Annotated in this window: 18 protein-coding genes; 6 read left to right on the top strand and 12 right to left on the bottom strand. The window is 72.6% G+C overall.

Annotated elements, in window-relative coordinates; genetic code table 11:
• Window positions 1-28 precede the first annotated feature (28 nt).
• Window positions 29-1396: a gamma-glutamylethanolamide synthetase GlnA4 gene (glnA4, locus tag B9W62_RS31085; protein ID WP_087810259.1), complete on the bottom strand. Its 1368-nt coding sequence runs from the start codon at window positions 1394-1396 to the stop codon at window positions 29-31.
• Window positions 1397-1521: 125 nt separating this feature from the next.
• Between glnA4 and B9W62_RS31080 the strand changes: the two genes are divergently transcribed.
• Window positions 1522-2232 (top strand): FadR/GntR family transcriptional regulator, encoded by a 711-nt coding sequence (locus B9W62_RS31080; protein WP_087810258.1) that lies wholly within the window; start codon window positions 1522-1524, stop codon window positions 2230-2232.
• Between the two features lie 63 nt (window positions 2233-2295).
• Window positions 2296-3114, top strand: coding sequence for a gamma-glutamyl-gamma-aminobutyrate hydrolase family protein (locus B9W62_RS31075; protein WP_256976634.1), 819 nt, complete (start codon window positions 2296-2298; stop codon window positions 3112-3114).
• 344 nt (window positions 3115-3458) lie between these two features.
• On the opposite strand, the gene B9W62_RS31070 is transcribed toward B9W62_RS31075, so the two are convergent.
• Entirely contained in the window at window positions 3459-4313 is an 855-nt protein-coding gene (locus B9W62_RS31070) for a LysR family transcriptional regulator (protein WP_256976804.1), read from the bottom strand.
• A gap of 190 nt (window positions 4314-4503) precedes the next feature.
• Between B9W62_RS31070 and B9W62_RS31065 the strand changes: the two genes are divergently transcribed.
• Window positions 4504-5676: a TDT family transporter gene (locus tag B9W62_RS31065; RefSeq protein WP_087810256.1), complete on the top strand. Its 1173-nt coding sequence runs from the start codon at window positions 4504-4506 to the stop codon at window positions 5674-5676.
• Here B9W62_RS31065 and B9W62_RS31060 read toward each other — a convergent pair.
• The 4 genes from B9W62_RS31060 to B9W62_RS31045 form a co-directional block, all read right to left on the bottom strand.
• Window positions 5603-6322: a helical backbone metal receptor gene (locus tag B9W62_RS31060; RefSeq protein WP_087810255.1), complete on the bottom strand. Its 720-nt coding sequence runs from the start codon at window positions 6320-6322 to the stop codon at window positions 5603-5605. The two genes, B9W62_RS31065 and B9W62_RS31060, sit on opposite strands and share 74 nt — an antisense overlap.
• A gap of 10 nt (window positions 6323-6332) precedes the next feature.
• Window positions 6333-6902: a helix-turn-helix domain-containing protein gene (locus B9W62_RS31055; RefSeq protein WP_030190837.1), complete on the bottom strand. Its 570-nt coding sequence runs from the start codon at window positions 6900-6902 to the stop codon at window positions 6333-6335.
• 401 nt (window positions 6903-7303) lie between these two features.
• Window positions 7304-9919, bottom strand: a complete 2616-nt coding sequence (locus B9W62_RS31050) for an ABC transporter permease/substrate binding protein (protein ID WP_087810254.1) — start codon at window positions 9917-9919, stop codon at window positions 7304-7306.
• Complete coding sequence (locus tag B9W62_RS31045; protein ID WP_087810253.1) at window positions 9912-11006, bottom strand: quaternary amine ABC transporter ATP-binding protein; 1095 nt, start codon at window positions 11004-11006, stop codon at window positions 9912-9914. Before B9W62_RS31045 ends, B9W62_RS31050 begins: the two co-directional genes overlap by 8 nt.
• Before the next feature lie 194 nt (window positions 11007-11200).
• Here B9W62_RS31045 and B9W62_RS31040 point away from each other — a divergent pair, with 194 nt between their 5' ends.
• Both B9W62_RS31040 and B9W62_RS31035 read left to right on the top strand, forming a co-directional pair.
• Entirely contained in the window at window positions 11201-12106 is a 906-nt protein-coding gene (locus B9W62_RS31040; protein WP_087810252.1) for a 5'-3' exonuclease, read from the top strand.
• 105 nt (window positions 12107-12211) lie between these two features.
• Window positions 12212-13054 carry a siderophore-interacting protein gene (locus B9W62_RS31035; protein WP_087810251.1) on the top strand — a complete coding sequence of 281 codons (843 nt, stop codon included), beginning with the start codon at window positions 12212-12214 and terminating at the stop codon, window positions 13052-13054.
• A gap of 70 nt (window positions 13055-13124) precedes the next feature.
• Here B9W62_RS31035 and B9W62_RS31030 read toward each other — a convergent pair whose 3' ends face one another.
• Window positions 13125-13706: a GNAT family N-acetyltransferase gene (locus tag B9W62_RS31030; RefSeq protein ID WP_087810250.1), complete on the bottom strand. Its 582-nt coding sequence runs from the start codon at window positions 13704-13706 to the stop codon at window positions 13125-13127.
• Window positions 13707-13850: 144 nt separating this feature from the next.
• On the opposite strand from B9W62_RS31030, the gene B9W62_RS31025 reads away from it, so the two are divergent.
• Window positions 13851-14816 carry an RluA family pseudouridine synthase gene (locus tag B9W62_RS31025; protein ID WP_087810249.1) on the top strand — a complete coding sequence of 322 codons (966 nt, stop codon included), beginning with the start codon at window positions 13851-13853 and terminating at the stop codon, window positions 14814-14816.
• A gap of 3 nt (window positions 14817-14819) precedes the next feature.
• On the opposite strand, the gene B9W62_RS31020 is transcribed toward B9W62_RS31025, so the two are convergent.
• From B9W62_RS31020 to B9W62_RS31000, 5 genes are all read right to left on the bottom strand, one after another.
• Window positions 14820-16316, bottom strand: a complete 1497-nt coding sequence (locus B9W62_RS31020) for a cytochrome P450 (protein WP_087810248.1) — start codon at window positions 16314-16316, stop codon at window positions 14820-14822.
• Between the two features lie 73 nt (window positions 16317-16389).
• Window positions 16390-17010, bottom strand: a complete 621-nt coding sequence (locus B9W62_RS31015) for a GTP-binding protein (protein WP_087810247.1) — start codon at window positions 17008-17010, stop codon at window positions 16390-16392.
• Window positions 16991-17407, bottom strand: coding sequence for a DUF742 domain-containing protein (locus B9W62_RS31010; protein ID WP_087810246.1), 417 nt, complete (start codon window positions 17405-17407; stop codon window positions 16991-16993). The genes B9W62_RS31015 and B9W62_RS31010 overlap by 20 nt, the downstream gene beginning before the upstream one ends.
• The gene (locus B9W62_RS31005) at window positions 17404-17781 is read right to left on the bottom strand and encodes a roadblock/LC7 domain-containing protein (RefSeq protein ID WP_167308645.1); all 378 of its coding nucleotides are present in this window, start codon (window positions 17779-17781) and stop codon (window positions 17404-17406) included. The genes B9W62_RS31010 and B9W62_RS31005 overlap by 4 nt, the downstream gene beginning before the upstream one ends.
• A 26-nt stretch (window positions 17782-17807) precedes the next feature.
• On the bottom strand, window positions 17808-19433 hold the full coding sequence (locus tag B9W62_RS31000; protein ID WP_087810245.1) for a sensor histidine kinase: 1626 nt from the start codon (window positions 19431-19433) through the stop codon (window positions 17808-17810).
• Between the last annotated feature and the right edge of the window lie 159 nt (window positions 19434-19592).

Genomic DNA, 19592 nt, shown 5'->3' with positions numbered 1-19592 from the left:
GGCTCAGACGGCTCGGACAACCGGTGCCTCACATGCGTTCGAAGGAGCGGCGCAGTTCCCAGTCGGTGACGGCGGCGTCGTAGGCGTCCAGTTCGACGCGCGCCATGTTGCGGTAGTGGGCGACGACCTCGTCCCCGAAGGCGGCCCTGGCGAGGGTGCTGTTCTCCCACAGCTCGGCGGCCTCGCGCAGGGTGGTGGGGACGTGCGCGAAGTCGGCGGCGTAGGCGTTGCCGGGGCAGGGCTCGGGCAGCTCCAGGCGTTGCTCGACGCCGTGCAGTCCGGCCGCGACCAGGCCGGCCACCGCGAGGTAGGGGTTGACGTCACCGCCGGGGAGGCGGTTCTCGAAGCGGAGGGAGCGGCCGTGGCCGACGACGCGCAGGGCGCAGGTGCGGTTGTCGCGGCCCCAGGCGACGGCGGTGGGGGCGAAGGAGCCGGGCTGGAAGCGCTTGTAGGAGTTGATGTGCGGGGCGTAGAGGAGGGAGAACTCGCGCAGCGCCACCAGCTGTCCGGCGAGGAAGTGCCGCATGACGTCGGACATGCCACGGCCCTGGCCGTCGTCGGCCATGGCGTTGCGGCCGTCGGCGTCGGCGAGCGAGAGGTGGATGTGGCAGGAGTTGCCCTCCCGCTCGTTGTACTTGGCCATGAAGGTGAGGGACATGCCCTCCTGGGCGGCGATCTCCTTGGCGCCGGTCTTGTAGACCGCGTGCTGGTCGCAGGTGACCAGGGCCTCGTCGTAGCGGAAGGCGATCTCGTGCTGGCCGGGGTTGCACTCGCCCTTGGCGGACTCGACGGTGAGGCCGGCGCCGGCCATCTCGTTGCGGATGCGGCGCAGCAGGGGTTCGACGCGGCCGGTGCCGAGGACGGAGTAGTCGACGTTGTACTGGTTGGCCGGGGTCAGGCCGCGGTAGTTCGCGTCCCAGGCGTGTTCGTAGGTGTCGCGGAAGACGATGAACTCCAGCTCGGTGCCGACCTGTGCGGTGTACCCGTGCCCGGCGAGCCGCTCCAGTTGGCGGCGCAGGATCTGGCGGGGCGCGGCGAGCACCGGGGAGCCGTCCTCCCAGGCGAGGTCGGCGACGACCATCGCGGTGCCCTCGTTCCAGGGCAGCCGGCGCAGGGTGGCCGGGTCGGCGTGCATGGCGAAGTCGCCGTAGCCGCGGTCCCAGGAGGACATGGCGTAGCCGTCGACGGTGTTCATGTCGGCGTCGACGGCGAGGAGGTAGTTGCAGCCCTCGGTGCCGTGTTCCAGGACCTCGTCGAGGAAGAAGCGCGCGGCGAACCGCTTGCCCTGGAGACGGCCCTGCATGTCGGGGAAGGCCAGGACCACGGTGTCGATGTCACCGGCGGCGACGAGGGCGTGCAGTTCCTCGACCCCGAGCGGGGGTGTGCGGTCTGCCACGGGGAGAGCCTCCTTCTGGCCGGGAGCCATAAGGTATTGCCGGGAACCTTTGGTTGGGAAGGGGGCGCGGCCGCGTGCGGGAGGAATCCGCCGGGAGGGCCGGAAGTACCGGAAGTGCCGGGAGCGTGGCGGACCGGCTGGCGCCGGTGCTGCGGCCGGTGCGGGCCGGGAACGGCTTCGAGGAGGCGCTGGAGCAGATCCTCCAGGTCGTCCGGCTCGGCCTGGTGGCGGGCGGCGAGCGGCTGCCGGCCGAGCGGGAGCTGGCGGAGCGGCTGGGGATCAGCCGGGTGACGCTGCGCGAGGTGCTGCGGGTGCTCCAGGACCAGGGGCTGGTCGAGGCGCGGCGGGGGCGGTACGGCGGAACGTTCGTGCTGCCCCGCGCGGACGCGGCCGGCGAGGACGAGCTGCGGCGCCGGGTGGCGGCGGTCGACATCGAGGACGTGCTGCGCTTCCGGGAGGTGCTGGAGGTGGGCGCGGCCGGGCTGTGCGCGGCGCACGGGCTGACGGACGCGCGGGCGGCGCGGCTCGGCGAGGCGCTGGCCGGTACGCGGGAGGCCCCGCTGGCGCAGTACCGGCGGCTGGACACGATGCTGCATCTCACCCTGGCGGAGCTGTGCGGCTCACCGGCGCTGGCGGCGCAGTACGCGGCGGTCCGCGCCACCCTCAACGACCTGCTGGACTGCATCCCGCTGCTGGTGCGCAACCTGGAGCACTCCCAGCGCCAGCACGCCGCGCTGGTGGAGGCGGTGCTCGACGGGGACGCGGACGGGGCGCGGGAGATCGCGCGGGAGCACTGCGCGGGGACGGCGGCGCTGCTGCGCGGGTTCCTGACGTGAACGCCTTGCCGTGACCACGTCCTCCGGCAAAGGTATGGGAACGGTTCTTTGTCTGGAGGACGGATGGCCGACCGGCCGCTGATCGGTGTCAGTACGTACCTGGAGCCCGGCGCGCGCTGGGGCGTGTGGGAGCTGGAGGCGGCGCTGTTGCCGGCCGGGTATCCGCGGCTGGTGCAGCGGGCGGGCGGGCTGGCCGTGCTGCTCCCGCCGGACGCACCGGAGCACGCCGCCGAGGCCGTCGCCCGCGTCGACGGGCTGGTGATCGCGGGCGGCCCGGACGTGGAGCCGGTCCGTTACGGCGCCGAGCCCGATCCGCGCACCGGTCCGCCGGCCCGGGCCCGGGACACCTGGGAACTGGCGCTCATCGAAGCGGCGCTGGCGGCGGGCGTCCCCCTGCTGGGCATCTGCCGGGGCATGCAGCTGCTGAACGTCGCCCTGGGCGGCACCCTCGTGCAGCACATCGAGGGGCACGCCGAGGTGGTGGGCGTGTTCGGCGGCCACCCGGTGCGGCCGGTACCGGGAACACTGTACGCCGGTGTCGTGCCGGAGGAGGCGTTCGTGCCGACGTACCACCACCAGGCGGTGGACCGGCTCGGCACCGGCCTGGTCGCGTCGGCGCACGCGGCGGACGGCACCGTCGAGGCCCTGGAACTGCCCTCCGCCCCCGGCTGGGTCCTGGGCGTGCAGTGGCACCCGGAGATGGGCGAGGACGTACGGGTGATGCGCGCCCTGGTGACCGCGGCCCGCCCGGACCGACCAGTACCCGAGGACGAGCCGGTGCCCGAGGACGAGCCGGCACTCGACGATCGGCCGATGCCACAGGACAAGCCGGCACGCGACGATCGGCCGGTAGCAGCGGACCGGCACGGCCGACGCGGGTGACGGAGTCGGTGACACCCGACCGACGCGGGTGACGGAGTCGGTGACGCCCGACCGGCGCGGGTGACGGAGTCGGTGACGCCCGACCGGCGCACGGGCGGAGCCTGCCGCGCACGCCGCACGCCGCACGCCGCGCTCCTCGCAGCACGCGGACCGCGAGAGCCCCCGCCCCGCCGCGGGCCGAGCCCGGCCCGGCGCCGTCGCCGCACCCACGGCCGGGTCGCCGACTCCCCCCGACGAACCCGGCCGACGCGCGGGGACCGGCCCGACCACACGACACCCGGCCCGCCGGAGAGGACGGCCCGCGCAACCCCCTGGGCGGGTCCCGGCCGGCCCCGTCGGCGCGGCTACGCCCTGGTCAGGGACAGCAGCCGGCGGGCCGGACCGGTGGGGCGGTGGCCGGTGGGCCACACCGCGCGCAGGTCGCGGGCGAGGACGACGTCCGCCACGGGGACGCTCACCAGGCGCCGGGTGGTCAGCTCCTCGCCGACGGCTAGTTCGCTGAGGACGGAGGGGCCGGCGCCGCCGACCGCGGCGGCCTTCACCGCCGTGGTCGAGGACAGCTCGATCAGGGGGCGGGCCAGGCCGCCCAGCGCCGCGTCCAGGACCTGCCGGGTGCCCGAGCCCTTCTCCCGCAGGATCAGCGGGGTGGCGGCCAGCTCCGCCGCCTTCAGCGGGCGCCTGCGCCGGGCCCAGGGGTGGCCCGGCGCGGTCACGACGATGAGCCGGTCGTGGCCGATGACCGCGGAGTCGAGGCCGGTGGGCACGCTCACCCCTTCCACGAAGCCCAGGTCGGCCTCGTCGGACAGCAGACGCTCCGCCACCGCCGCCGAGTTGCCCGCGAGCAGCGACACCGCCGTGTCCGGCAGCTGGGTGCGCAGCGCGACCAGCCAGCCCGGCAGCAGGTACTCGGCGATCGTCATGCTCGCCGCGACCCGCAGCCGCGAGTCCCGCCGGTCCCGCAGCGCCTGCGCGCCCGCGTCGAACGCCTCCGCGGCCTCCACGATCCGCCGCGCCCAGTCCGTGACCAGCGCGCCCGCGTCGGTGAGCCGGGAGCCGCGCGGCGAGCGGTCCACCAGGGCGACGCCCAGCTGCCGTTCCATCGAGCGGATGCGGCTGCTGGCGGCCGGCTGGGTGATGCCCAGCTCGCGTGCCGCTCCGCCGAGGCTGCCCAGGCGCGCCACCGCCAGCAGCAGCTCCATCGCGCCGAGGTCCGGTACCCGGTGCGCCAGCGAGCCCGCCACGTGCCGTGCCCGGGTGTCGTGCCCGCCGTCCGCGGCTCCCGTGCCGCCGCCCGTGTCCCTGCCCGTGCCCCTGCTCATAACTCCAGCTTATGCCCTCATAGAGACAGGGTCCCTGGTCAGGGGCTTCGCCCGCCGGGACGGTGGATCCATGGTCACCGCAGCCCAGCACCGCTCGCCCGTCCCCTCCCCCGCCGCCGGCCCGGCCGTCCGGCGGGTCCCGGCCGTCCGCCACCTCGGTCCCAACTGGTACGCCTGCGTCATGGGCACCGCCATCGTCGGTACGGCGGGGGCCGCGCTCCCGGGGCACGTGCCCGGCCTGCGGGCCGTCTGCACCGCGGTCTGGGCGCTGTCCCTCCTCCTGCTGGCGGTGCTGCTGGCGGCCCGGTCCCTGCACTGGCGTCACCACCGCGACCAGGCCCGGGCCCATCTCCTGGACCCGGCCGCGGCCCCGTTCTACGGCTGTCTGTCGATGGCCCTGCTGGCCGTCGGCGGCGGTGCCCTGGTCCTGGGCCGGGACTGGATCGGCACCTCGGCCGCGGTCGCCCTGGACACCGTGCTGTTCACCGCCGGTACGGTGATCGGCCTCGCGGCGGCGGTCGCCGTGCCGTACCTGATGGCCGTACGCCACCGGATCGAGCCGGGCTCGGCCAGTCCGGTCTGGCTGCTGCCGCTCGTCGCACCGATGGTGTCCGCGGCCGTCGGCCCCCTGCTCGTTCCGCACCTCCCGCCGGGGCAGCCCCGCGAGACGCTGCTGCTCGCCTGTGTCGCGATGTTCGGCGTCAGTCTGCTCGCGACCCTGGTGACGCTGCCGGTGATCTTCGGGCGGCTGCTCACCGGCGGGCCGCTGCCGCTCGCGCTCACCCCGTCGCTGTTCCTCGTCCTCGGCCCGCTCGGGCAGTCGACGACCGCCGCGGGGAAGTTCGCGGACGTGGCGCCGGGCGTGCTGCCGGGGCCGTACGCCGGGGGCTTCTCGGTCTTCGCCGTGCTGTACGGAGTGCCCGTCATGGGCTTCGCGCTGATGTGGCTGGCGCTCGCCGCCGCGCACGTCGTACGGGCCCGCCGGGAGGGCATGCGCTTCTCGATGACGTGGTGGTCCTTCACCTTCCCGGTGGGCACCTGTGTCACCGGCGCCGAGGCGCTGGCCCGGGAGACGGGCCTGGTGGTCTACGACGGGCTCACCGTCGCCCTGTACGCCCTGCTCGTGGCGGCCTGGGCCGTCGCCGCCGTGCACACCGCCCGGGGCGTGCTCAGCGGTGTGCTGCTCGCAGGGCCGCGGCCAGCACCCGGGGCGCCTCGGCCAGTGACGGCCCGTACCACGTGAGGTACCGGCCGTCGACGAGGGCGCAGGGCAGGCCGGGGAAGGCCTCCGGGCCGTCGTCGGCGGTGAAGCGGTACGGCTCGTCCGGCAGCACCACGAAGTCCGGGCGGGCCGCCCGCAGCTCGTCCACCGGCACCTTCGGGTAGCGGTCGGCGTGGGCGGCGTAGAGGTGGTCGACGCCGAGGCGGGCCAGGACGTCGCCCGCGAAGGTGTCGCGACCCAGCACCATCCAGGGCCTGCGCCAGATCGGTACGACGGCCGTGGCACGCCGCTCGGGGGCGGGCGGGTCCGCCCAGGCGGCCGCCGCCTCGTCCAGCCAGCGGGGCCGGGCGGACGCGCCGCAGGCGGTCAGTACCCGCTCCAGCTCCGTGAGGGCCTGCGGGACGGTGCGCACCTCGGTGACCAGCACCTCCACGCCCGCCGTTCGCAGGACGTCGAGGTCGCCGGCGCGGTTCTCCTCCTCGTTGGCGACGACCAGGTCGGGGCCGAGGGAGAGGATCCGGTCGGTCTTCGGGTTCTTGGTGCCGCCGACGCGCACGACGTCGAGGCCGGCCGGGTGGCTGCACCAGTCGGTCGCGCCGATCAGCGCCCCGGGGACCGTGCGGGCCACCGCCTCGGTCAGCGAGGGCACCAGGGAGACGACCCTCACCCGCGCGTCCTCACCTGCGCGGTCCTTCCCTGACCGCCTCGATGTGCTCGGCGACGGCGACGACGATCAGCCGGGTGTCCGGCACCGTGGCCCGCCAGCGGTGCCGGACCCCGCCGGTGAGGTACAGCGTGTCGCCGCGCCCGAGGCGGTAGGCGCGGCCCTCGGCCTCGATCTCGACCGCGCCCTCGGCGACGAACATCAACTGGTCGTTGCGGTACTGGAGTTCCCGGCCGGCGTCGTGGTCGCCGGTGAACTCGGAGGCGTGCATCTGGTGGTGTCCGCGCACCAGCGAGCGCACTCTGGGCGCCAGCTCGGGGTCGGGGTCCTCGGCGCGGACCACGTCGACGCTGCACGCGGGGTCGGCTGCGGCGAGGAGCTCCACGGCGGTGGTGCGCAGGGCGTCGGCCACCTTCTCCAGGGAGGTCTGGCTGGGCCGTGCCCGGTCGTTCTCGATCTGGCTCAGGAAGGGCACGGACAGGCCGCTGCGCTCGGACACCACGGCGAGGGTGAGTTCGAGGTCCCGGCGCCGCCGCCGCACGGCCGCGCCCACCCGCAGGTGCTGATCCTTGTGGTCGCCCATCGCTCCGGCTCCCTCCTCCACCCGTCGTCGTACCGTCACCGCGTCCCGTGCGGGGCGCCGTCCTCCTGAGGAGTTCTCTGCACCCTACGCATGTTCGGCAAACCGTTTCATGCGGCCGTCACATCGATGTCACGGCGCGGTGGCCGCGACCTCACGTTTCTCGCCATCGACGGGCAGGTCCACACCCCCTACCGGTTCAAGGCGTGGCCGGTCCCGCATGTTCCCGCCAGCCCCTCGCGCCCCGGCCGGAGGACACTCAGGCCGGGGCATGACGCTTCGTGGTTGGCCGAATTCCTACCGTGTCCGGTCCGGGGACGACCCGAGGGGTGGGCCCGGCGGCGCGCCGTCAGGAGACGCCACCGGGCCCACCCCTCGGGGTGACCGTCACTGGGTACCGCTTGTTACGGGGTCATCCGGCCGACCATGTCCGGGTGCTCCTTCAGCCAGGCGGCGACGGCTTCCTCCTCCTTGCCCTGGCCGCGGTCCTTGATCTCGGCCTCCAGGCTGCCCAGCTCGTCCTCGCTCATCTTGAAGTTCTTGATCCACTCGGTGAGCTGCGGGTACTGCTCGGGGAACTTCTTGCTGGAGATGGTCCGGATCGTGTTGCCCTCGCCGAAGGCCTTCTTCGGGTCCTTCAGCTTGGTCAGCTCGTAGTCGCTGTAGGCCCAGTGCGGCGACCACAGGGTGACCGCGACCGGCTCCTTCTTGGCGAGAGCGCGCTTGAGCTCGGCCAGCATGGCGGGCGTGGAGCCGTCGACGACCTCGTACTCGTCCTCGAGGCCGTAGCCGGGCAGGACGTCGTTCTTCAGCAGCTGCATCTCACCGGTGCCGGGCTCGATGCCGATGATCTTCCCGTCGAAGAGGTCGCTCTTGCCCTTGAGGTCGGCGAGGGACTTGACGTCCTTCACGTACGAGGGGACGGCGATCTCCAGGGAGGTCGGTTCGTACCAGGTGCCCAGGTCGACGAGGTTGTCCTTGTGCTTGTTCCAGTAGTTGCTCTGGGCGTAGGGCAGCCAGGCGTCGAAGTTGAGGTCGATGCCGCCGGAGGCCAGGCCGGTGTAGACCGGGCCGACGTCCATCTGCTTCAGGTTCATCTTGTAGCCGCGGCGCTCGAGGACGTTCTTCCACAGGTAGGTGACGGCGACGTCCTCCTCCCAGGGGAACCAGGCCACGTCGAGCGGCTGCTTGGCCTCGGCGGGGGTGCCGCCGGAGCCGCCCTCGACCGGGGCGAGCTTGTCGACGACGCCCGGGTTGGCCTTGAGCCAGGTGCGGACGGCCTCCTGCTGCTGTCCCTTGCCGGCCTTGTTGATCTCGGCCTCGAGGCTGGTGAGCTGCTTCTCCGTCATGGAGAAGTCCTTCAGCCACTTGGCCACGACCGGGTTGTCGTCCGAGAAGCCCTTGCGGGACAGCGAGTGCACGCCGTCGCCCTTGCCCCAGGCGCCCTTGGGGTCCTTCAGCTTCTTCAGCTTGTAGTCGTTGTACGCCCAGTGCGGGGACCACAGCGTGGTGACGATCGGTTCCTGCTTGCTGTAGGCCCGCTTCAGCTCGGCCAGCATCGCCGGCGTGGAGCTGTCGACGACCTTGTACTCCTTGTCGAGGCCGTACTCCTTGAGGACCTTGCTCTTGAGCAGGTTCATCTCACCGGCGCTGGGCTCGATGCCGGTGATCTTCCCGCCGAAGAGGCCGGCCTTGCCCTTGAGGTCCTCGAGGGAGTTGATGTCCTTCATGTACGCCGGGACGCTCAGCTCCAGCGACGTCTCGTCGTACCAGGAGCCGAGGTCCTCGAGCTGCTTGCCGTACTTCTTCCAGTACTGCTCGTGGGTCGTCGGCAGCCAGGAGTCGGTCTGGAAGTCGATGTTGCCCTGGGCGAGCGCGGTGTAGAGCGGGCCGGCCTCGAACTGCTTGGCCTCGACCTCGAAGCCGCGCTGCTCCAGGATCTCCTTCCACAGGAACGTGGAGGCGACGCCCTCGTCCCAGGGGATGTAGCCGATGGAGACCTTCTTGCCGTCGCCGACGTTCTTGCCGCCGCCGGCCGTGTCGGCGTCGTCGGAGTCGCCGCCGAACATGCCCATGCCGCCGGCCACCAGGGCGAGGATCACGATGCCGATCACGGCGACCTGCGGCTGGGGGCGGTAGGACCAGATCTTCAGACCCTTGGCGGCGCGTGCCTTGGCGGCGGCGCGGCGGCCCAGCGGGGAGACGTGGGTGCCCAGCGCGCTGGTCATGCGGTCCAGGTAGATCGCGAGGATCACGATGGCGAGACCGGCCTCGGCGCCGAGGCCGACGTTGAGCTGCCCGATGGACTCCATGACGTCGCCGCCGAGGCCGCCGGTGCCGACCATGCCGGCGATCGCGGCCATGGACAGGCCGAGCATGATGACCTGGTTGACGCCCGCCATCACCGTGGGCAGCGCCAGCGGGAGCTGGACGCGCAGCAGGGTGTTGCGGGGAGTGGTGCCGAACGCCTCGGCCGCCTCGACCAGTTCCTTGTCGACCTGGCGGATGCCCAGCTCGGTCATGCGGACACCGGGGGCGAGGGCGAAGATCAGGGTGGCCACGATGCCCGGGGCGGAGCCGGTCCCGAAGAACAGGATCGCCGGGATCAGGTAGATCATCGCGGGCAGCGTCTGCATGAAGTCCAGGACCGGCCGCACGAACGCGCTCACCCGGTCCGAGCGGGCCGCCCAGATGCCCACCGGCACCGCCACGACCAGGGCGATGATCGTGGCGACCAGCAGGAGCGCCAGGGTGACCATCGCGTTCTCCCACAGTTCGAGGGAGTCGATGAAGGCGAACCCGACGAAGGAGAGGATGCCCGCGAAGGTGCCGCGCAGCCAGAAGGCGATCACGGCGAAGATACCGGCGAGCAGCAGCGGCTCGGGGGCCTGGAGGACGGCGTTGATGCCGTCGTAGGCGCCGGTGAAGATGTCCTTGAGGAAGGTGAAGAGCCAGGAGACGTTGTCGAGCAGCCAGTCGACACCGTTGTTGACCCAGTCGCCGAGGGGGACTCTAGGCACGGCTGATCACCTTCTTGCCGCCCTTGTCCCGCGGGCTGTCGCAGACACCGGGGACCACGTCCTCGTCGTCGCCGAGGAAGCCGATGAGCCGCTGGGCCGGGACGACGCCGACCAGTCGGCGGTCGCCGTCCACCACCGCCACCGCGTGGGGCACGCGGGCGCTGATCGCGCACAGTTCCGAGAACGGCGTCTCGGGCGTCGCGGTCTCGCAGTCGCAGTCGGCCTCGTCGCCGCGCACGTCGGTCTCCATGACGGCGGCGGCGGTCAGGACGCGGGAGCGGTCGACGTCCTTGGTGAAGGAGGCGACGTAGTCGTTGGCGGGACGTATCAGGATGTCCTGCGCGGTGCCTATCTGCACGATCCGGCCGTCCCGCATGACGGCGATGCGGTCGCCCAGGCGCATGGCCTCGTTGAGGTCGTGGGTGATGAAGACGATGGTCTTCTTCAGGGTCTTTTGCAGGTCGAGCAGCTGGTCCTGCATGTCGCGGCGGATCAGCGGGTCGAGGGCGCTGAAGGACTCGTCCATCAACAGCAGGTCGGCGTCGGTGGCGAGCGCGCGGGCCAGGCCGACGCGCTGCTGCATGCCGCCGGACAGCTCGTCGGGCCAGGAGCTCTCCCAGCCGGCCAGGCCGCACAGGGCGAGCGCCTCGTCGGCGCGGCGCTCGCGCTCGGCGCGGGGCACGCCCTGCACTTCAAGGCCGTAGGCAGCGTTGTCACGGACGCTGCGGTGGGGGAAGAGCGCGAAGTGCTGGAAGACCATGCTGATCTTCATGGAACGGACGACGCGCAGCTCGCGGTCGCTGAGTTCGGTGAGGTCCTGTCCCCCGAAGCGGACATGCCCGGCGGTCGGCTCCGACAGACCGTTGAGCATGCGCAGCAGCGTGGACTTGCCTGATCCGGACAGGCCCATGACCACGAAGATCTCGCCGGGCTCCACGGTGAAGGACGCGTCGATGACGGCGGCGGTGGTGCCGTCGGCGCGCAGTTCCTCCCGTGCGTCCTCGCCCTGGCGCAGTCGTTCGACTGCCTGGTCCGGTTTCCTGCCGAAGACCTTGTACAGGTTCTCGGCCTCTAGTCTGGCTGACACGCTTACCTCTTGAGTCGGGGGCAGGGACAGGGCCCAAAGCTCCCCTAACAGTTGAATGCATCAACCAGCTCCGGCCCGGCTGCGCGCCTGCCCCGATGCTTATGCGCCAAACATTCAAGTGAGCCAGTTCACACGCCCTCCCCCGCCCGCGCACCCGGCCTGCGGCATGATTGCGAGGCGTGACCGGACGACTGATGCTTCTCGACACCGCCTCCCTCTACTTCCGCGCCTACTTCGGCGTGCCGGACTCGGTGCGGGCGCCCGACGGCACGCCGGTGAACGCCGTGCGCGGACTGCTGGACTTCATCGACCGCCTGGTGAAGGACCACCGGCCCGACCACCTGGTGGCCTGCATGGACGCCGACTGGCGACCGCACTGGCGGGTGGAGCTCATCCCCTCCTACAAGGCGCACCGGGTGGCGGAGGAACGCCCGGCGGGCCCCGACGAGGAGGAGGTGCCCGACACCCTGTCTCCGCAGGTCCCCGTCATCGAGGCGGTTCTCGACGCGCTCGGCATCGCCCGCGTCGGCGTGGCGGGATACGAGGCGGACGACGTCATCGGCACCTACACCGCGCGGGCCACCGGCCCGGTGGACATCGTCACCGGTGACCGCGACCTCTACCAGCTCGTCGACGACGGCCGCGGCGTGCGCGTGCTCTACCCGGTCAAGGGGGTCGGCACGCTCAACCTCGTCGACGAGGCCGCACTGCGCGAGAAGTACGGCGTCGACGGCGCCGGCTACGCCGATCTCGCGCTGCTCCGGGGCGACCCGAGCGACGGGCTGCCCGGAGTGCCCGGCATCGGCGAGAAGACGGCGGCCAAGCTGCTCGCCGAGTTCGGGGACCTGGCCGGGATCCGGGCCGCCGTCGACGACCCGAAGGCGAAGCTGACACCCTCGCAGCGCAAGCGGCTGACCGAGGCCGCGCCGTATCTCGCGGTCGCCCCGAAGGTCGTCAGGGTCGCCGACGACGTGCCGCTGCCGGACACCGGCACCGCGCTGCCGCACGGTCCGCGCGACGCCGGGGCACTGGACGCGCTGGCGGCGCGATGGGGGCTCGGCGGGTCGCTCCAGCGGCTGCTGACCACGCTCACCACCTGATCGGCGGCGCGCGGCACCCGTTTCCCCGCGCCGCGCACCGGACGGGGATGCTAGCTTAGGTATACCTAACTCAGGGGACCGCACGCAGGGAGCAGGGAGGCCGACATGGCAGACCGTCCGGCACGCAAGCCGCGCAAGCCGCACACCGCGCAGGTCGTCCGCACCGAGCGGCTGACCCCGCACATGCAGCGCGTGGTGCTCGGCGGCGAGGGACTCTCCGCGTTCGCGGCGGACACCTGCACCGACCACTATGTGAAGCTGCTCTTCCCGTCCGGGGGCGCCACCTACCCGGAGCCCTTCGACATGGAGCGGATCCGCGAGGACTTCCCCCGCGAGCAGTGGCCGGTGACCCGGACGTACACCGTCCGCCACTGGGACGCCGAGCACCGTGAGATGACGCTGGACTTCGTCGTCCACGGCGACGAGGGGCTCGCCGGGCCCTGGGCGAAGCGGGTGCGGCCGGGCGAGACGATCCACTTCATGGGCCCCGGCGGCGCCTACGCCCCCGACCCGGCCGCCGACTGGCACCTGCTCGCCGGTGACGAGAGCGCGCTGCCCGCGATCGCCCGCTCCCTGGAGGCGCTGCCCGACGGTGCCCGCGCGTTCGCCTTCGTCGAGGTCGACGGGGCCGAGGAGGAGCAGAAGATCGACTCCGACGTGGAGGTCGTCTGGCTGCACCGCGCCGGCCGTCCGGTCGGGCAGGCCCTGGTCGAGGCCGTGCGCGCGCTGGAGTTCCCCGAGGGCCGGGTCCACGCGTTCGTCCACGGCGAGGCGGCCTGCGTGAAGGAGCTGCGCCGGTACCTGCGTCTGGAGCGCGAGATCCCCCGCGAGGACCTGTCGATCTCCGGCTACTGGCGGCTCGGCCACAACGAGGACGGCTGGCAGGCCTCGAAGCGCGAGTGGAACGCCCGCATCGAGGCCGAGCAGGAGGGCACGACGGCGGCGTGACACGCCCGCCGCCCCGGGTGCCGGGCGCGTCGACGACGGGTGCCGGGCAGGTCCGGGGCCGGCGTGGTCGTCAGTCGCCGCGTACGCGTGCGTGCAGGTGCATGTCGTGCCACCCGTCGGGGTGGAGCACGGCGCGGCGCTTGGTGCCCTCCAGGGCGAAGCCGGTCTTCTGGGCGACCCGGCACGAGGCCTCGTTGGCCACGGCGTGCAGGAGTTCCAGGCGCTGGAAGCCGATCTCGTCCAGCGCCCAGTGGGCGAGGGTCCGCGTGGCCCGCGCGGCGACGCCCCGGCCGCGGGCATCCGCCGTGGTCCAGTAGGCGACCTCGGCCTCCCCGTCACCGAGCACCCATGCGCGCAGCGCGACCCGGCCGAGCAGCCGGTCGTCCGCCGCGTCCGCGACCGCCCACTGGACGCCGCGCTCCTGCTCCCAGGCGCGCTGCCACTCGCTGATCCAGCCCCGTACCTCCTCCTCGGAGTCGGCGGCACGGACGTGCCACTGGTGCATCACCGGGTCCTGGAAGGCCGTGTGCACGGCGGGGGCGTCCTCGGTGCGCCAGGGGCGCAGCACCAGCCCGTCGCCGGTGGGGAGGGTGGGCTGCGGGGCGCGGGAGAGGGTACCGGCGGCGAGGACCGGGCGGGTGAGGTAGGGCATGGCGGCATCCTGCCAAGGGGGCCGTGCGGCGGCCCAGCGGTTTTCCGGGGCGGCCCTGCGGTTGTCGGCGGCCCGGCGGTTTTCCGGGCGGCGCGGCCGACCGGATCCACCGTCGCAGGTCACCGCCTCGTACGCTGGCAGGTGATGAGACGCCGTACCCCTCCCCCGCCCTCGCCCCTGCCGCAGCGCGACGGCATCGACGCCGTGCGGGTGCGGCTGCCCCCGGACGGGCCGTGGGCCACGGTGCGGGAGCACCTCGCGCAGCGGCTGTCGGGCGCGGGCGCCGGGGTGGTCGACGGCATGTTCGACGCCGGGCTGTTCGTCGGGGCGGACGGGCGCCCGGTGGCGGGCGACGCGCCGTACGAGCCGGGCATGTTCGTGTGGTTCCACCGCGAGCTGCCCGCGGAGGTGCCGGTGCCCTTCCCGCTGGAGGTCGTGCACCGCGACGACCACATCGTCGTCGTGGACAAGCCGCATTTCCTGGCCACCACCCCGCGCGGCGGCCACGTCACGCAGACCGCGCTGGCACGGCTGCGCCGGGAGCTTGACCTCCCGCGGCTCGGCGCCGCGCACCGGCTGGACCGGCTCACGGCGGGGCTGGTCCTGTTCACCGTGCGCCCCGAGGAACGCGGCGCCTACCAGGGCCTGTTCGCCGACCGGCGGGTGCGCAAGGAGTACGAGGCCGTCGCCCCCTACGACGCGGCGCTCGCCCTGCCCCGCACGGTCCGCAGCCGGATCCTGAAGGAACGCGGGGTGCTGGCCGCCCGCGAGATCGACGGCGAGCCCAACGCCGTCACCCGCGTCGAGCTGCTCGCACACCGGCCGGACCGCGGCCTCGGCCGGTACCGGCTGGTGCCCGGCACGGGCCAGACGCACCAGCTGCGCGTGCACATGAGCGCGCTCGGCGTGCCGATCCTCGGCGACCCCCTCTACCCCGAGGTGGCCGCCCCCGTGCCGGCCGGCGACTTCCGGCGCCCGCTGCAACTGCTGGCCCGGGAGCTGGGGTTCACCGATCCGGTCACGGGGCGCGAGCACCGTTTCCGCAGCGGCCGGTCCCTCGGGGCCTGGACGGCGTACGAGGACTGGGCGGCGCGGGCGGCCCGGGCCTGACCGTCAGTCGCCGCGCCACCAGCGCAGGAAACGCTGCCAGGCACCGCGGCGAGGCGCCTGTTCCGCTTCCGGCGCCTGCTGGGGCTCGGCGGCCGTCACCGACACGGGCTCCGGCGGCCGGGCGGGCCGCGGCGGCTGTGTCCGCTGCTCCGCCTTCGGGAGGCCGACGTGCCAGGGTGCGTGCCGTGCCGGGGTCGGGGCGTGACTCGGCTGCTGCATGATGTCCTGCTGCGCCCTGGGCTCGAAACGGACCGGCAGTTCCACCAGGTGCCGCGAGGCGATCGACGACCGCCAGCGCAGCTCGTCCTCGTCGCAGTCGAGCTGGAGGTCGGGCAGCCGCATCAGCAGCGCGTCGATGCCGGCGTCGGCGATGGCCCGCCCGATGTCCTGCCCGGGGCACTCGTGCGGGCCACCGCCGAAGGCGAGGTGGGCGCGGTTGCCCATCATGCTCGCGTCCAGGTCGGGACGGATGCGCGGGTCGACGTTGCCCGGCGCGATGCCGAGCAGCAGGCCGTCGCCGGCCCGGATGCGCTGACCGCCGAGTTCCGTCTCCTGCTTGGCGAAGTAGGCGAAGACGGTGCTGAACGGCGGCTCGTCCCACAGGGACTGCTCGACCGCCTGGGGCACCGTCATCTGGCCGCCGCTGAGCTGGGCGCGGAAGCCCGGATCGGTGAGCACCACGCGCATCACGTTGGCGATCAGGTTGACGGTCGCCTCGTAGGCGGCCAGCAGCACCACCCGCAGGTGTTCGCGGACCTCGTCGTCGGTGAGCCCGGCGGGGTGGGTGACCAGGCGGCCGGCGATGTCGTCGGCCGGGTCGGCCCGGCGGGTGGCGGTGAGCCGGCCCAGTGCCTCCATGACGTAGGCGTGGCTGGCGATCGCCGTCTCGGTGCCCTTGAGGGTGTCGCGGGCCGCCTCCACCAGCCGGTCGTTGTACTCCTCGGGCATGCCGAGCAGATGGCACATCACGCCCATCGGGAGGTGCTCGGCGAACTGGCTGACCAGGTCGGCGCGGCCCTCCTCGCAGAACCGGTTGACGACGCGCTGGGTGTAGCGCTTGATGTGCCGGCGCAGCTCCCGGTAGTCGAGGTCGGACATGGCGCTGGTGACCGCGCCGCGCAGCCGCTTGTGTTCGTCGCCCTCGGCGTGGGAGCAGATGGGCTGCCAGGCGATGTGCGGCATCAGCGGGTGGTCGGGTTGAACCATGCCCTCGTTGAGCGGGGTCCAGATTCGGCTGTCCCGGCAGAACTGGGAGGGGGTGCTCACCATGTGCAGGTTCTCGGCGTGGCCGAGGACCACCCACATGGGTACGTCGTCGTGGAGCAGCGCGGGCGCCACCGGTCCGTGCTGCGCGCGCAGCTTCTCGTACAGCTCCTCCAGGTCGTCCGCCTCGTGCAGCCGGTGCAGTCCGCCCGGCCCGAGGCCGTGGGCGGGGCAGCCGGGGGGCGGTTCGAGCAGGGGTTCGCCCGTTCCGGTCGGGGAGTGGCTTTCAGGCGTCACAGTCTCGCTCCGCAAACAAATGGGGGTGGGTCTACGTGGGTCTACGTCAAGGGGTGTCGGTGGGGCGCGCGGGTCAGGTGAGCGCGCCCTTCATGGCGAGGGAGTGCAGGAAGCGCATCAGGGTCATCAGGACGTCCCGGCTGGAGGCCCGGCGCCGCACGTCGCAGTCGAGGATGGGGATCTCCTCGGGCAGGTCGAGTGCGGTGCGCAGTTCCGCGACGGGGTAACGGGGCGCGTCGGGGAAGGTGTTGACGGCGACGACGAAGGGCACGCCGCGTTCCTCCAGGCGGCCCATGACGTCGAAGCTGACCTCCAGGCGCCGGGTGTCGACCAGGACGACCGCGCCGAGGGCGCCTTCGAACAGGCCGTTCCACAGGAACCAGAAGCGCTCCTGGCCGGGGGTGCCGAAGAGGTAGAGCACCAGTTCGTCGGTGATGCTGATCCGGCCGAAGTCCATGGCGACGGTGGTGGCCGTCTTGGAGGGGGAACCGTAGTTGTCGTCCACGCCGATGCCGGCCTGGGTCATCGTCTCCTCGGTGGTCAGCGGTCTGATCTCGCTGACCGAACCGACCATGGTGGTCTTGCCGACCCCGAAGCCGCCCACGATGACGATTTTCACGGCGGCTTCCGCCGTGTGCGGCAGCCGGTCCTCGGTCCGTGGGCCCGGGATCGTGTCAGAGCTTTTGAAGTCCATGCATCACCGCTTCGAGGAGGTTTCGGTCGGCGACCTTCTGGCGGACGATCGGGGCGCGGGCCTGCACCAGTTCCGACGCCAGCAGGTCGGTGAGCAGCACGGTCACCACACTGAACGGCAGGCTCAGGTAGGCCGACAGCTCGGCCACGGACAGGGGCGCGGCACACAGCCGCAGCAGGGCGGCCTGTTCCGGTGTGGCGGACACCGGGGGGTCGGCACGGGCCACGATCAGGGTGACGAGGTCGATGTCGGCGCGTTCGCCGCCTCCCTCACCGCCGATGACGAAGAGCCGCTCGGGATTGCGGACCTCGCCCTCCTTGGCGGGCGCGCCGTCAGGGGCGGGCGCGGCGGGCCGGTCGGGCCCGGGGGATCGCCTCTGGCGCTGGGGAGGAGTCATACGGTCTGCCCGTTGCGCCGTGCCGGACTGGTCAGATGGGGGCCGATCCGGGCGACCAGGTCGGCCATGCTCAGGCCCATCCGGCCGGGTTCGCACCGTACGTCGGAGAGCACGGCGAGGTAGGCGTTGGGACCGGCGGCCATCAAGTAGAAGTAGCCGCCGTTCATCTCGATGAGCACCATCTTCATGTCGCCGTCGCTGGTGGGGATCTCCTGGCTGACGGCGCTCGCCAGGCTTTGCAGGCCCGCACAGGCGGCGGCGACCCGGTCGGCGGCGTCCGGGTCCCCGGAGTAGCGGGCGATGCGCAGGCCGTCGGCGGAGAGCACCACGATCATCTCGATGCCCGGGACGCCGTCGTAGAGGTCCCGGAGCATCCAGTCGAACTTGCCTTGCTGCTCGATCACTTGAGGTTCCCCTCGTCGTCTGCCGGGGCGTGGGCCGGCTCGTTGCTGCTGGACTGCTGGTGGGCCTGGGTGCTGCCCGGGTGCTGCTTGAGTCCCTCCCAGAAGGCGCCGATGAAGTGGCCCGGCGGGAGGCCGCCCTGGTCCTTCTCCTGCGCGGGCTCCGGCTCCGCGGGCGCCGGGATGCCGTTGCGGGCGCGCTCGGCGGCCTGGCGGGCCTCGCGTTCGGCGTCCTCCCGCTCCCACGCCGCCTGCTCGGCGAGGCGCTGGCTGAGCGGCATCTTGACCCGGCTGCGGCGCTGCGGGAGCCCGCCCGCCGTCCACTCGGTCACCTCCGGAACGTCGTCCTCCAGGGAGACCGTGGCGGGGATCCGGGGGCTGGTGGGACGGCGCTTCTTGGGCTTGCGCTCCGGTCCGGGCAGGGCGTCGGGGCCGGGGGTGGGGATCGAGGTGGCGCCGATGCCGTGGGCGAGGCCGACGCCGGGCTCGGTGGTCATCATCTTGCTGGGCACGATGAGGATGGCGCGGACGCCGCCGTACGCGGAGGCCCGCAGTGAGACGTCCATGCCGAACTGGGTGCACAGCCGGCCGACCACGGACAGGCCCAGGCGCGGGTGGTGGGCGAGGTCCTGCACGTCGGTGCCGCGCTTGGCCTGCTCGAGGAGGCCCTCGATACGGCCGCGGGACTCCTCGCTGAGGCTGACGCCGGCGTCCTCGATCTCGATGCACACGCCGCTCTGCACCTCGGTCGCGGTGACGTGCACCTTGGCCGCGGGCGGCGAGTAGCGGGTGGCGTTGTCGAGGAGTTCCGCGGCGGCGTGGATGACCGGTTCGACGGCGGTGCCCTTGATGTTGACCTTGGCGATGGAGGCCAGGTTGATCCGGCGGTACTCCAGGATCCGGGACATGGCGCCGCGCAGCACGCTGTAGAGGGCGACCGGTTCGGGCCACTGGCGTCCGGGCCGGCCGCCGCCGATCACGGAGATGGAGTCGGCGAGGCGGCCGATCAGGGAGGTGCCGTGGTCGATGCGCAGCAGGTCGTCGAAGACCTCGGGGTTGCGCCCGTGGTCCTCCTCCATCTCGCGGAGTTCCTTCTGCTGCTGGTGGACGATCGCCTGGACCCGGCGGGCGATGTCGACGAAGGAGCGCTCGGCGGACTCGCGCATGGCGTCCTCGTGGTCGACGATCTCGCAGACCATCCGGATCAGCTTGCGCTGGGGCTCGCCGAGTTCGGCGTAGGCGGGGTTCACCTCGCCGAGGCGGCCCATGATTTCGCGGGGCGTGACGCCCCTGCGCATGAAGTGCAGGACGTTGGGGAGGACTTCGGCGCCGAGGCGGACCATTTCCTCGTGGTGGCCGGCGGCCCGGTGTTCCAGATACGCGGTGTGACGGGCGTGCTCGGCGCGCAGGGCCCGCAGGGCGCGGCCGCGCCGCACCGCTTCGGCGGCCGCGGCGATCACCAGGACGGTGGCGACGGCACCGCACAGGCCGACGGCGAGCCGGGCCGGTTCCGTCACGAGGGCGACGGCGGCCCCGGTGGCCGCGGCCATCAGTATGGCGGGCAGCAACAGTGTGCGCGCGTACGGGAGTTCGCGGCGACCTGGAGGGGAATCAACACTCACCATGTAGGCCCTCTGAAAACGAATCGGCTGGGACGGGGGATCTAGGGGTGTCGTTTGGTTCTTGCCGGGTCGGCAGCAAGGCACCGTTGCCTGGAGCCGGCCTGATGTAAACGACACCCCCTAGCGGCGGGGTATGTCTGGGAGTTGTCGGGATCTTCGGCA

It is taken from the genome of Streptomyces sp. CS113, from assembly GCF_002188365.1.
In the GTDB taxonomy this organism is placed as follows: domain Bacteria; phylum Actinomycetota; class Actinomycetes; order Streptomycetales; family Streptomycetaceae; genus Streptomyces; species Streptomyces tendae.
This window is presented reverse-complemented; position numbering and strand designations above follow the sequence as displayed.

Coding starts and splice junctions, on each gene's coding strand:
- B9W62_RS31015 (WP_087810247.1), bottom strand. CDS start 17,010: ATGGACTTCAAAAGCTCTGACACGATCCCGGGCCCACGGACCGAGGAC.
- B9W62_RS31075 (WP_256976634.1), top strand. CDS start 2,296: ATGGCCGACCGGCCGCTGATCGGTGTCAGTACGTACCTGGAGCCCGGC.
- B9W62_RS31000 (WP_087810245.1), bottom strand. CDS start 19,433: ATGGTGAGTGTTGATTCCCCTCCAGGTCGCCGCGAACTCCCGTACGCG.
- B9W62_RS31025 (WP_087810249.1), top strand. CDS start 13,851: ATGAGACGCCGTACCCCTCCCCCGCCCTCGCCCCTGCCGCAGCGCGAC.
- B9W62_RS31055 (WP_030190837.1), bottom strand. CDS start 6,902: ATGGGCGACCACAAGGATCAGCACCTGCGGGTGGGCGCGGCCGTGCGG.
- B9W62_RS31070 (WP_256976804.1), bottom strand. CDS start 4,313: ATGGAGCTGCTGCTGGCGGTGGCGCGCCTGGGCAGCCTCGGCGGAGCG.
- B9W62_RS31065 (WP_087810256.1), top strand. CDS start 4,504: ATGGTCACCGCAGCCCAGCACCGCTCGCCCGTCCCCTCCCCCGCCGCC.
- B9W62_RS31005 (WP_167308645.1), bottom strand. CDS start 17,781: ATGCTCCGGGACCTCTACGACGGCGTCCCGGGCATCGAGATGATCGTG.
- B9W62_RS31035 (WP_087810251.1), top strand. CDS start 12,212: ATGGCAGACCGTCCGGCACGCAAGCCGCGCAAGCCGCACACCGCGCAG.
- B9W62_RS31030 (WP_087810250.1), bottom strand. CDS start 13,706: ATGCCCTACCTCACCCGCCCGGTCCTCGCCGCCGGTACCCTCTCCCGC.
- B9W62_RS31040 (WP_087810252.1), top strand. CDS start 11,201: ATGCTTCTCGACACCGCCTCCCTCTACTTCCGCGCCTACTTCGGCGTG.
- B9W62_RS31010 (WP_087810246.1), bottom strand. CDS start 17,407: ATGACTCCTCCCCAGCGCCAGAGGCGATCCCCCGGGCCCGACCGGCCC.